The 11,851-nt window shown below is 73.1% G+C and carries 9 protein-coding genes and 1 riboswitch; of the genes, 2 read left to right on the forward strand and 7 right to left on the reverse strand.

Annotation, left to right across the window (positions count from 1 at the left end; all coding sequences use genetic code 11):
- Window positions 1–13 precede the first annotated feature (13 nt).
- From eno to ACIQWR_RS35260, 4 genes are all read right to left on the reverse strand, one after another.
- Window positions 14–1,300, reverse strand: coding sequence for a phosphopyruvate hydratase (gene eno, locus ACIQWR_RS35245; RefSeq protein WP_354382948.1), 1,287 nt, complete (start codon window positions 1,298–1,300; stop codon window positions 14–16).
- Window positions 1,301–1,636: 336 nt separating this feature from the next.
- Complete coding sequence (locus tag ACIQWR_RS35250; protein WP_404018272.1) at window positions 1,637–2,344, reverse strand: transglycosylase family protein; 708 nt, start codon at window positions 2,342–2,344, stop codon at window positions 1,637–1,639.
- 2 nt (window positions 2,345–2,346) lie between these two features.
- Window positions 2,347–2,519, reverse strand: a riboswitch (cyclic di-AMP (ydaO/yuaA leader).
- Between the two features lie 273 nt (window positions 2,520–2,792).
- Window positions 2,793–3,827: a transglycosylase family protein gene (locus ACIQWR_RS35255; protein ID WP_404018275.1), complete on the reverse strand. Its 1,035-nt coding sequence runs from the start codon at window positions 3,825–3,827 to the stop codon at window positions 2,793–2,795.
- A gap of 136 nt (window positions 3,828–3,963) precedes the next feature.
- Window positions 3,964–5,316: a cytochrome P450 gene (locus ACIQWR_RS35260; RefSeq protein WP_404018278.1), complete on the reverse strand. Its 1,353-nt coding sequence runs from the start codon at window positions 5,314–5,316 to the stop codon at window positions 3,964–3,966.
- A 121-nt stretch (window positions 5,317–5,437) separates the two neighbouring features.
- On the opposite strand from ACIQWR_RS35260, the gene ACIQWR_RS35265 reads away from it, so the two are divergent.
- Window positions 5,438–6,652, forward strand: coding sequence for a globin domain-containing protein (locus ACIQWR_RS35265; protein ID WP_404018281.1), 1,215 nt, complete (start codon window positions 5,438–5,440; stop codon window positions 6,650–6,652).
- A gap of 4 nt (window positions 6,653–6,656) precedes the next feature.
- On the opposite strand, the gene ACIQWR_RS35270 is transcribed toward ACIQWR_RS35265, so the two are convergent.
- The 3 genes from ACIQWR_RS35270 to ACIQWR_RS35280 form a co-directional block, all read right to left on the reverse strand.
- The gene (locus tag ACIQWR_RS35270; protein ID WP_404018284.1) at window positions 6,657–7,340 is read right to left on the reverse strand and encodes a hypothetical protein; all 684 of its coding nucleotides are present in this window, start codon (window positions 7,338–7,340) and stop codon (window positions 6,657–6,659) included.
- Window positions 7,341–7,525: 185 nt separating this feature from the next.
- Window positions 7,526–8,521 carry a nucleoside triphosphate pyrophosphohydrolase gene (locus ACIQWR_RS35275; protein WP_404018287.1) on the reverse strand — a complete coding sequence of 332 codons (996 nt, stop codon included), beginning with the start codon at window positions 8,519–8,521 and terminating at the stop codon, window positions 7,526–7,528.
- A gap of 26 nt (window positions 8,522–8,547) precedes the next feature.
- Window positions 8,548–9,174, reverse strand: coding sequence for a SurA N-terminal domain-containing protein (locus ACIQWR_RS35280; RefSeq protein ID WP_404018290.1), 627 nt, complete (start codon window positions 9,172–9,174; stop codon window positions 8,548–8,550).
- Between the two features lie 180 nt (window positions 9,175–9,354).
- Between ACIQWR_RS35280 and ACIQWR_RS35285 the strand changes: the two genes are divergently transcribed.
- Entirely contained in the window at window positions 9,355–11,724 is a 2,370-nt protein-coding gene (locus tag ACIQWR_RS35285) for a YfhO family protein (protein ID WP_404018293.1), read from the forward strand.
- Window positions 11,725–11,851 lie beyond the last annotated feature (127 nt).

Consider the following 11,851-nt stretch of genomic DNA (forward strand, 5'->3'; position numbering starts at 1 on the left):
GAAGGTGAAGTGATCAGCCCTTGAAGCGCGGGAAGGCGGAGCGGCCCGCGTACACGGCGGCGTCGTCGAGGATCTCCTCGATGCGCAGCAGCTGGTTGTACTTGGCGACGCGGTCCGAGCGGGCCGGGGCGCCGGTCTTGATCTGGCCGCAGTTCACGGCGACCGCGAGGTCGGCGATGGTGACGTCCTCGGTCTCGCCGGAGCGGTGCGACATCATGCACTTGAAGCCGTTGCGCTGGGCCATCTCGACGGCGTCCAGGGTCTCGGTCAGCGAACCGATCTGGTTCACCTTCACGAGCAGGGCGTTCGCCGAGCCCTCTTCGATGCCGCGGGCGAGGCGCTCCGGGTTGGTGACGAAGAGGTCGTCGCCGACGATCTGGACCTTGGCGCCCAGCTTGTCCGTGAGGACCTTCCAGCCGGCCCAGTCGTCCTCGTACAGCGGGTCCTCGATGGAGACCATCGGGTACGCGGAGACGAGCTCCTCGTAGTACTCGGTCATCTCGGCGGCCGAGCGGGACTGGCCCTCGAACTCGTACTTGCCGTCCTTGTAGAACTCGGACGCGGCGACGTCGAGCGCCAGCGCGATGTCCTTGCCCGGGACGTAGCCGGCCTGCTTGATGGCCTCGACGATGAGGTCGAGCGCGGCGCGGTTGGACTCCAGGTTCGGGGCGAAGCCGCCCTCGTCGCCCAGACCCGTGGAGAGGCCCTTGGTGTGCAGGACCTTCTTGAGGGTGTGGTAGACCTCGGCGCCCCAGCGCAGGGCCTCGGAGAAGGACTCCGCGCCGATCGGCGCGATCATGAACTCCTGGATGTCGACGTTGGAGTCGGCGTGCGACCCACCGTTGAGGATGTTCATCATCGGAACGGGCAGCAGGTGCGCGTTCGGGCCGCCGAGGTAGCGGAAGAGCGGGAGGTCCGAGGCCTCGGACGCGGCGTGGGCCACGGCCAGGGAGACGCCGAGGATCGCGTTGGCGCCCAGGGAGCCCTTGTTGTCGGTGCCGTCCAGGTCGAACATGGCCTGGTCGATCAGGCGCTGCTCGGTGGCGTCGTAGCCGACGAGCTCCGGGCCGATCTGCTCGATCACGGCGAGGACGGCCTTCTCGACGCCCTTGCCGAGGTAGCGGTTGGGGTCACCGTCACGAAGCTCGATGGCCTCGAATGCACCGGTGGAGGCGCCGGACGGAACTGCAGCACGGCCGGTGCTGCCGTCGTCGAGGCCAACCTCGACCTCGACCGTGGGATTGCCTCGGGAGTCCAGGATTTCCCGGGCTACGACGACGTCGATGGACGGCACGAGCATCTCCTTCTGGGATGTGACGCTGGGTGTGCGGTGGCGTGTCAGGCCGTGGGATGGCCTTGCCGCCTAGAGCCTAACCGGCTCTGGGCACTCGGCCAGCCGAGCAACCGCTCCGTGGGACGAAAAAGGGTCTGAATACCCCTCTTACGGGACATACGGAAGGGTCGGCGGAATGCCGAAGGATCGTCCCCGCCTGCACGAACGCCACCGCCCGGCGCGTGGGGGGAGACGCGTCGGGCGATGGCGAATTATGCGTACCGCGAAGTCCGCGCGGACGTACCGCGCAGGGTCACAGGCAGTGGTACCGCGCGGTGTTGCGGCGCGGTGTCACCGCAGGATTCAGCTGAGCTTCAGCTTCTGACCCGGGAAGATCAGGTCGGCGTCCGGGACGGTGTCCTTGTTCAGCTCGTGCAGCTTCTGCCAGCCGCCCTTGACGCCGTTCGCCTGGGCGATGGTGCCGAGGGTGTCACCCGACTTGATCTCGTACGAGCCGGTACCCGTCTTGGGGGCCTGGGTCGACGGAGCGGCCTTGGTGGGGGCCGGGGTCTCGGCGCGCTCGGAGCGGGTGACCGGGGCCTCGGGGCGCTTGGTCTCCTGCTTCGGCTCGGCCTTCTTCTCGACCTTCTTCTCCGGCTTGGTCTGCTTGGGGGTCTCGGCCGAGCCGCCGTTGTAGGCGGAGTTCGACAGGCCCACGCCACAGGACGGCCACGCGCCCTTGCCCTGGCCCTTGAGGACCTTCTCGGCGATGGCTATCTGCTGCGCCTTGGTGGCCTGGTTCGCCTGCGAGGCGTACGCCTTGCCGCCGTACGCGGCCCACGTGGAGGACGAGAACTGCACGCCGCCGTAGTAGCCGTTGCCCGTGTTGATGGACCAGTTGCCACCGGACTCGCACGCGGCGACGGCGTCCCACTGGGAGGCGGTCGCGGCGCTCGCGGCGCCGGCGGTCATCAGCGGAGCCGCCACGGCGACACCGGCGACACCGACGAGGGTGACGACACGGGTGGCCTTGGAGGCGCGACGGTGCTTGCCCTTGCCGGAAAGCAGCATGGTTTTCTCCTCACCGACGCCTGCGAAGTGAGCTGTCGGGTTCGGGCGGATGAGTTGCCCGGTCGCGCACCGAGGTGCGCGGCTTAACCCCAAGCCGGTTCCGTGACCATCTCTCAATGGCCGGTTCCGGCACTTACCTTGGTTCCCCCGCTCCTGCCTTCGGCGCTTGCGCGACGTGTTCCCTCCGTCCGCCGGCAGGATTCGGCGATGCGGTCGAAGGAGCCCGCGGTGGCGAGCGATTCAGAAGGTAGACAGGTCTCTCCCCGATGTTCAACGAGGGACATCGGGGAGAAACGGCCCCTACTTGCGCTCTCGGGGCGGGTGTTTGCCCAGGTGGGAGCGGGGTTTGGGGCAGTCACCGAACAGGACACGCCAGTTGAACGGAAGAGATGCATGTCTCATTTGCACGAAAGGGACATACCTGGCGATCTTCGCGCCCGAAGTGCCCCTATTTCTGGCTTAGATCGAGATTCTGCCCGGGAGTGATCAGGTCGGCGTCATGCCCGATGACCTGCTGATTGGCCGTGTAAAGGGCATTCCAGCCACCCTCGACTCCTTCGGCCTTCGCAATGTCCGTCAGATTGTCGCCGGCCTTCACCGTGTACGACGGCGCGGACGCGGCGCCGGAGCCGACGGGCGCCTCTGCGGCGGGCGTTCCGCGGTGCTTTCCACCGGCTCCGGCCGTTTCGCCCTGCGGAACGGCGGCCGAGCCGGCGGTCGACGGGGTCGTGGAGGGCGTCGGGGCCGTGGGCACCGCGGTGTTGGACGGGGACGTCGTCGGACCGGTGGGGGCCGTCGAACCGCCGGGCACGGACGGGGTGGGCGTGCCGGTCGACCCCGTCGGGGCACCCGGGCCGCCGGAAACCGGAGCCGGGTCCGGCATGACGGGCAGTACGGACGTCAGCGGGGACTGCGGCATCGACGCGAAGTCACCGGGCGCGCCGGGCGCGGCGGTGGCTCCCGGGATGTGCCCGGTCGAGGTCGGCGTGGCCGCCGGGGCCGGCGCGCCGGCGAGCGAGCCGGGCGCGGATCCCTCGGGTCGCACGGGGGTCGGCGCGACGGAACCGGAACGTCCGGGAGTCCCCGGGTCGACCGTGGCGGCCGGGCCGCCGCGGGTGAGACCGGAGGACTCACCGCAGAGCGGCCAGGCCGTCGGCCCCTGCGCGGCGAGCACCCGCTCGGCGATGGTGATCTGCTGCGAGCGGCTGGCCAGGTCGGGGCGCGCCGCGAACTCCAGCCCGCCCGCGTTCTTCCACTGGTCCAGGGTGAGCTGGAGTCCGCCGTAGGACCCGCTGCCGAAGTCGGCGCTCCAGGTCCCACCGCTCTCGCACTCGGCCACCGAGTCCCAGGTGGTGGTCTCGGCCGCGCTCGCGCCGGAGGCGGCGAACAGCGGTAGGGCGAGTGCGGAGCCTGCGACTCCGGCGGTGACGACAAGTGCGGGGACCTGACGGGGGCGTCTGTGGCGGCCGTTCCCGGAACGCATGAGGGTGGACCTTTCGCGTGGCGGCGGGGGCGACGCGAACCTAGCCCGGTTCGAACGCTTGTCACAAGTCGATGATGCGCAGATCACGTCAAGGTCACAGAGTTGACGATGGGTCAGCTGGGGCGCCCGGGACGGGTCATTCCGCTTCCGGAACGTTTGGGGTTGTGAACCTGACGGGAAGCGTGCGCAGGCCACGCATGATCAGTCCGCCGCGCCAGCGCAGCTCCTCGGGGGGAACGGCGAGTTCCAGATCCGGCAGACGCGTCAGCAAAGTCGCGAGGGCCGTCTGACCCTCCAACCGGGCCAGCGGAGCGCCGATGCAGTAATGGATGCCGTGTCCGTATCCGAGGTGCTGGTTGTCGCTCCGCGAGAGGTCCAAGACGTCCGGATCGTCGAACCGCGCGGGGTCGCGGTCGGCCGCCGCGAGCACGACGAGCACCGGATCGCCCGCCGGGATGTCCTGGCCGCCCAGGGTCAGCGCGACGGTCGCGTAGCGCCACGTCGCCAGCTCCACGGGACCGTCGTAGCGCAGCAGCTCCTCGATCCCGGTCTCCAGCAGGGCGCGGTCACCGGCGGCGAGGGATTCCTGGAGGAGCGCGCGCTGATCGGGGTTGCGGAACAGCGCGTAGGTGCCGTTGCCGATCAGGTTGATGGTGGTCTCGAACCCCGCGAAGAGGAGCACGAAGCACATGGCGGTGGCCTCGGCCTCCGTCAGGTGGTCCCCGTGGTCGCTCGCCCGGATCAGGTCCGAGATGAGGTCGTCGCCCAGATCGTCGCGCTTGCGGTGGATCAGCTCCCCGAGATACGCGCGGATCTTCTTCACGGAACGGGCGACCCCGCCGCGCGGCCCGCCGCCGTGCCGGATCATCATCCCGGCCCAGTCGCGGAAGTCGTCCTGGTCCTCGCGCGGTACGCCGAGCAGCTCGCAGATGGCGTAGATGGGGAGCGGGAAGGCGAACTCGTGGATGAGGTCGGCCTCCCCCTTCTGCGCGAAGGCGTCGATCAGGTGGTCGGTCAACTCCTGCACCCTGGGGGCGAACTCGGCGACCCTGCGCGGGGTGAACGCCTTCGACACCAGGCGGCGCAGCCGGGTGTGGTCCGGCGGGTCGATGTTCAGCAGGTGGGTCATCAGGCCCGCGCTGCGCTCTCCCGGAATGCCCGTCTTGCCGGGTTCGGCGTGGTGCACCGGGTTCTTGCTCAGCCGCTGGTCGGCGAGGGCCTGGCGGGCGTCCGCGTACCGGGTGACCAACCAGGCCTCGACGCCGCTGGGGAGCGTGGTGCGGTGCACGGGCGCGTGCTCGCGCAGCCAGGCGTAGGCCGGGTAGGGGTCGGTCGCGAACTCCCAGGTGAAGAGTTCGGGGCCGGCGGAGGGGGCGGCGGCGCCGCCGACGGGACAGCCGCCCGCGGGGGCGGCGGACGGCTCGGCGGGGCCGGCGGACGGCTCGGCGGGGGTCTGGGCGGGAGGCTGCGCGGGGGTCTGCTGGTGCACCAGGCGACCGTACCCCGCCCCTCGTCGGTCATCCCATATGACTGGTTTTCCGCGGCTGGCCGTAGATCACCCTTCCCTTGACCCGGCCTTCGCAGCCACTCCTACTGTCGCTCTTGTGGATGTGAGGATCTTGAAGAGCAGCTTCGCCGTGGTGGAACGACGGGCCGAACACGCGGTCAAGTACTTCTACACCCACCTGTTCTGGCACAACCCGGACATCCGCGCGCTCTTCCCGGCCGACCCACGGGACATGGAACGCCAGCGCGACCGGCTCTTCGCCGCGCTCACCCACGTCATCGCGCACATCGACGACGAGGACCTCGTCCCCTATCTCCGCGACCTCGGCCGCGACCACCGCAAGTTCCTCGCGGGCCCCGAGCACTACGACGCGGTCGGCGCCAGCCTGCTCGCCGCGCTCGCCGAGGCCGGCGGCTCCGCCTGGACCCCGGTCGTCGAGAAGGCGTGGAGCGAGGCCTACCGGGCGATAGCCGACGTGATGCTCGCGGGCGCCGCCACGAGCCAGGACCCGCCGTGGTGGGAGGCGGAGGTGGTGCGCCACCTGCGCTACGGCGCGGACATCGGCGTGCTGACGCTGCGGCCGCACCTACCGCTCCCCTATCTCCCGGGCCAGTACGTCAGCGTGAGCAGCGCCCGGGTGCCGACCACCTGGCGCACCTACTCCCTCGGCAACGCGCCCCGCGCCGACCACACCCTCGACCTGCACGTCAGCCGGATCGAGGGCGGCCGCCTGAGCACCGCGCTGGTCCGGGACGTCGCGCCCGGCGAGGTGGTGCGGCTCGGCGCCGCGGGCGGTCGGGTCAGCCTGCGCCCGGCGGACCGGCCCGCCACCTTCATCGCGGCCGGGACCGGCTGGGCTCCCGTGCGCGCCATGCTGGAGGAGCTGATGGCGCGGGCGCGGGCCCGGCCGCCCGAGCACGACGTACGGCTCTTCGTGGTCGCGCGCGACGGGGCGCACCTCTACGACCGGCCGCTGATCGACGCCCACGCCGCGCGGCACCGCTGGCTCGCCGTCACCTACATCACGCCCGCGCCGGGGCGCCCCCGCATCGAGGCCACCGCGCGGCTCGCGACCGCGCTGGGCAACCGCGGGCTCTGGCCCGACCAGGACGTCTACCTGAGCGGGCCGCCGCAGTTCGTCACGGAGACCGCCGCCCTGCTGGCGGACCTCGGCGCCGCCCCGGGCCGGATCCTGCACGACGCGGTGCCCGCCGTCTCCGGCCCCGGCCACGAGCGGCCGATCGGCTTCGGCGAGTGGTTCCTGAACCGGCCCGACCCGCACTGGCACGATCCCGGCGGCCGGGCCCCGCGCCGTTGAGGTCTCAGCCCCCGGCGGCCGCGCGGTAGGCCGCCGCGGCGGGCACGAGGACGGCCTCCATGGCGACGCGCGGCTTCTGCGCGCTCGCCTTCTGCACCATGAGGATCACGTCGCCCTGGCGGACGAAGCCCGTCTCGCCGAGGAAGGGGTCGGCCAGGCCGGTCATGGTGGACCTCGTCCGCAGCACCAGCCCCTCGTCCCCCGGCGCGTCCGTCTTCGCCAGGGACACGGTCGTCTCCCCCGTGTCGCCGCCGACGTAGGTGTCCTTATAAGAAGGACAGCGCGCCACCGCGTCGCGGATGGCGCTCATGACGGCCGCCGCCCCGCCCGGCGCGTACCGGTCGAGCGACTCCTGGCCGAACCAGCCCTCGTCCACCTCGTCCTCGGTGCCGGTGATCTCGGGCAGCTCCAGCTCCACACCGACCGCCACGTCCTCCAGCGGCGGGGCGTGCCGCGTCATGAAGGACTCGACCCCGAGCTCGGAGCAGGGCATCGAGGCGATCGGCACGGTGGAGGCGGGGCCGTGGGGTGCGCCGGTCGTCGCGGCCTGGACCTGCGCCGTGTTCAACAGGAAGCCCTTCGGGAGCCGGTCCCGCGTCAGCAGGCCGTCGCGCAGCCGCCCGTGCAGCGGCCCCGCGGCGGCCGCCGCGGACGGGGAAACGGCCGGCGAGGACGCGCCCGGCGTCACGGCCGACCCCGCACCCGCACCCGCACCCGCACCCGCCGACGGTCCCGGCGCACACGCCGCCGTACCGAGAATCACCGCGATGACCACCGCTTTCGCGGCATGACGAGCACGCACCGGACCGCCCCCTGAGATCTGTGGTGGCCCACCCTCGCACACGGCCTCCCCTTCTATAGGGGACGGACCCCCTACAGGGGACGGACCCCCTCGGCCGCGCGGATCGCGTCCCGGTAGGCCCGGGCCGCCGCGCGCAGCGCGGTCTCGGGGTCGGTGCCCGCCGCCTCGGCGCGCGCGGCCAGCGCCAGCAGTTCGTAGCCGATGCCCTCGCCGCCCGGCAGCGGCACGTCCAGGCCGCCCGCGCGGACCCGGCCGGCGAGCTTCGCCGCGAGCGCCAGCCCGGGCTGGCCCACCGGAACCCCGTCGGTCACCGATTCCCGCTGCTTCTCGACGGCCTTGGTGCGCTGCCAGATCTCCTGGACCTCGTCGGGGGTGCGCGCGACCTCGTCGCCGAAGACGTGCGGGTGCCGGTGGATCAGCTTCTCGACCAGGCTCCCGGCCACGTCGTCGATGGAGAAGGGCTCCTCGTCCTCCCCCGCTCCCCCTTCTTCCGCGATGCGCGCGTGGAAGACGACCTGGAGGAGTACGTCGCCCAGCTCCTCCCGCAGCGCGTCGCGGTCGCCGTCCTCGATGGCCTCGACGAGCTCGTACGCCTCCTCGATGCCGTACTTCGCCAGGCCCTCGTGCGTCTGGCGGGAGGTCCAGGGGCAGGCGCGTCGGACCTGGTCCATGACCTGGACCAGGTCGAGCAGCCGGGCGCCGGGCAGGTCGTAGGAGCCGGGCAGCAGTTCGAGGTCGGGCATGGAGACGCGGCCCGAGCCGGCGAGGCGGGCCAGTCCGTCGGTGAGCCGCTGGTCGCCCTCGCCGCCGGGCAGGACCACCACGGTGCGGCCCCCGGCGCACGCCTCGACCAGCGCGTGGGCGTCGGGCACCGCCGTCTCGACCTCGACGCCCGCCTCGCGCAGGTACGGCAGCTGCGGGTGCCCGGGGTCGGCGCACAGCACCCGGTCCGCGGCGTGCAGGGTCTGCCAGGCGGACCAGGACAGCAGGCCGGGCGCGACCCGGTGGCTGGCGGTCAGCAGGACGATGCGGCCGGTGGGGGCGGCGGGAGCGTGGTCGTCGTTCACGCTCCGAACCTACCTCCGGTGGCGGCTCAGGCTCCTGCGGGGGCCTGCTCGGACCGGGTCCGCTGGTTCACCCACGGGGTCTGGGCGTCCCCGATGGCGATCTGCTTGACGTCCCAGGCCCCGTAGCGCGGGTTCACCTCGATGTGCAGCTCCTTGGCGGCGGCGGCGAGCGGGACGAGCACCTTGTCCTCGCCGAAGCGGTCGCTGAGCTTGCCGAGGAGCAGCTGGAAGCGGAACTCGCCGTCGATCTGGTCGGGCGCGAGCGGCACGCGGGCCTGGAGGGCCGCCTGCTCCAGCTGGGCCGCGCCCTTGGCCTGGGCGATCTGCGCCTTGCGGACGTCCTCGACGTCCTTGACGCTGACCGACAGTCCGGCGTCGGCGGCGGCCTTCTCCAGGACGCGGAGCTGGATCATCTTGCCGAGCTTGACCCGCTCCAGGCCGGCGCTGGCCTCGATCAGCTGGGCCGACTGCTCGGCGCGGCCCTGGGCCGTTCGGACGTCCTTGACCTGCGCCTGGAGCGCTGCGGTGGTGATCCGTTCGCCGCCGACCACGGCCGCCGTGCCGGGGCGGACCTCGGCCGAGGAGCAGGCGGACAGGAGGGGGGCCGCCACGAGCAGGGCGGCGGATACGGAGAGCGCTGTGCGACGGTGCAAAGGAGCCTCCCGGGCCGGGGCTGGATTGTGCTTTGGTGCACAAGGGCCTTGCGGTGATCGATAGTATGCAGTCCGGGGCGTCCCAGCTACCGCTTCGACCAACGATTCCAAGGGTGTTGGGGTGCACGTTCACTCCTCGGCCACCCCGCGGTCTTCCGTCGCTGCGAAGGTCGGCCCACCATGCCGACACCACGCTCCCCGCGCTCCCGCAGCCTGGCCGGCGCGGCCCTGGCGGGACTGCTCGCCACGGCGGCCGTCTGTGCGGGGGACGCCGTCGCCCGCGTCTTCCCCTACGGTCCGCGCCACCGCAGCGTCAATGACCTGGGCAACCAGTTCGTCCCCTTCCACGCCCAGCTGTGGGACCTGCTGCACGGGCGGGCCGCCGGGGACCTGCTCCTCAACTGGCGCTCCGGCTTCGGCACCTCCTTCCTGCCCGACTACGGGACCTACCTGAGCAGCCCCTTCGCCCCGCTGGTGGCCCTCTTCCCGCGCGCGGACATCGACCTCGCCGTCTACGTCGTCTCGGTGCTGAAGACGGCGGTCGCCGCGGCGGCCATGGCCTGGCTGCTGCGCACGCAGCGGCGCGGCCCGTGGTGGGCGGCCGGGCTGCTGGGGGCCTCGTACGCGCTGTGCGGCTGGTCGGTCATCGAGGCCTCCTACAACACCATGTGGTTGGACGGCCTGATCGCCTTTCCGCTCCTGTGTCTGACGGGTGAATGGGCGCTGCGCGGGCGTCGCCCGGTCGCCGCCCCGCTGGTCGTCGCCCTGTGCTGGACGGCGAACTTCTACACCGCCTACATGGCCACGCTCGGCGCGGCCCTGGTGCTGCTGGTGCGGCTGGCGCTGACCCGCGAGGGCGTACGGGCCCGCGCGCGCGTCGCGGCGCGCGCGGCCGGGAGCACCGCCCTGGGGCTCGCCCTGGCCCTGCCGGTGCTGGCGCCGCTCTTCCTCAGCTCCCGGCAGGCCTACCCGGGGTGGACCCGGCAGTTCGCGCCCGCGCCCTGGACGGACGTCTTCGCCCGGCTGCTGCCCGCGACCTACAGCTTCTCCTCGCCCGCCCTCTTCGTGAGCAGTACGACCCTGCTGCTGGCCGCCGCGCTGCCGCTGCACCGGGGGGTGCCGCGGCGGGAGCGCTGGTGGTGGAGCGCGCTGGTGGTCGGGGTGCTGCTCTCCTTCCAGTGGACGCCCACCCATCTGGCCTGGCACGTCTTCGCCACCCCCAACGGCAGCCCGTACCGGCAGACCTTCGTGCTGGCCGGGATCCTGGTGATGGCCGCCTGGACGGCGCTGGCCGCGGGGCGCCCGGGCCCGCGCGCGCTGGTCGGCGGCGCCGGCCTGCTGCTGGCGCTGCTGCTCGCCGCGGCCGACAGTGCGCTGGCCCCCGCGGTGGCCCTCGGGCTCGGCGCGGCCGGGATCGCGGCGGCGGGCGTCGCCTGGTGGCTCGTCGGCGCCCGGCCGCGCCGGTTCGGGCCGCTGCCGGGCGCGCTGCTCGTGCTCACCCTGCTGGTCCAGGCGGCGGCGACCACCGCGTGGGGGCACAAGGGCACGCTCGGCGGCCTCGACGACTACCCGTCCTGGGGCGCCGCGCACACCGCGCGCGCCCGGGCGCTCGCCGCCGCCGACGGCTGGCCGGCGTACCGCACGGACCCGGGGCGGCCCGCGCTGACCGGCAACGACCCGCTGCTGCTCGGCGGGGAGGGCGGCTCCTACTACAGCAGCCACACCCCGGACGTCCTCACGCGCACGATGGCGGCCCTCGGCGCCGGTTGGACCTCGCGGGGGCGCAGCGTGCAGAGCCTCGACAGCCCGGTGACGGACGCCGTCTTCGCGGTGGGCGCCCGGCTGCGGCCGGACGGGACGGTGGGGCGCGCTGCGGTGGTGCCCCCGCTGGTGACGCTCCGCCCGGCCGGCCCGCCGCCCGCCTTCGGGCCCTCGCCCTTCCGGAACCAGGAACTCCTGCTCGGGGCGCGGGTGTACGAGGATCCGGTGGCGCCCGGGGTCTGCCGGGCGGGCACCGACGCCTTCCTGTGGGCGCCCGCCTACAACGCCACCGCCCACCTCGCCGACGGCGCACCCTTCCGGCTGAACGGGAACGCCCCGCGCAACCGCGCCGCCGTGCAGCCGCTCGGCACCTCCCGGGGCGCCTCCTCGGCGCTGGTCTTCGACGGGGGCGCGCCGGGCGCCTGGACCCTGGCCTGCCTGGACCGGCCGCTGTTGGACGCGGCGGCCCGGGCCCTGCGGGACACCGGGGCGGTCTCGGTGACGGTGGGCGCCCACACGGTACGGGCCACCCTGCCCGCCGGTAGCTCCGGCACCGCGGTGCTGTCGGTCCCGGCGATCGCGGGCTGGAGCTGCGACGGGCGGCCGGCGGGGGCCCGGCTCGGTCTGGTCGCGGTCCCGGTGACCCCGGAGCGCACCACCGTGGCCTGCACCTTCCGCCCCCCGGGCCTCACGGCGGGCCTGGCCCTCGCCGCCCCGGCGGTGCTGGCACTGCTGGCACTGGCGGCCCGGCCGGGACTCGCCCGGCTGCGCCGGCGGGCCCGGGTCTGATCCGCGCCCAGCGGACCTGGCCCGGGCCCGGCGGAGCCAATCCAGCCCCGCCGGCGTTTGAGGCGCGGGTCCGGGCGGAGCCCCAGGAGCCCCGCAGGGGACAACGGCCCTGGCGGGCCGCCCCGGG

Source organism: Streptomyces sp. NPDC098789, from assembly GCF_044759975.1.
GTDB lineage: Bacteria > Actinomycetota > Actinomycetes > Streptomycetales > Streptomycetaceae > Streptomyces.

Coding starts and splice junctions, on each gene's coding strand:
- eno (WP_354382948.1), bottom strand. CDS start 1,300: ATGCTCGTGCCGTCCATCGACGTCGTCGTAGCCCGGGAAATCCTGGAC.
- ACIQWR_RS35250 (WP_404018272.1), bottom strand. CDS start 2,344: ATGCTGCTTTCCGGCAAGGGCAAGCACCGTCGCGCCTCCAAGGCCACC.
- ACIQWR_RS35255 (WP_404018275.1), bottom strand. CDS start 3,827: ATGCGTTCCGGGAACGGCCGCCACAGACGCCCCCGTCAGGTCCCCGCA.
- ACIQWR_RS35285 (WP_404018293.1), top strand. CDS start 9,355: ATGCCGACACCACGCTCCCCGCGCTCCCGCAGCCTGGCCGGCGCGGCC.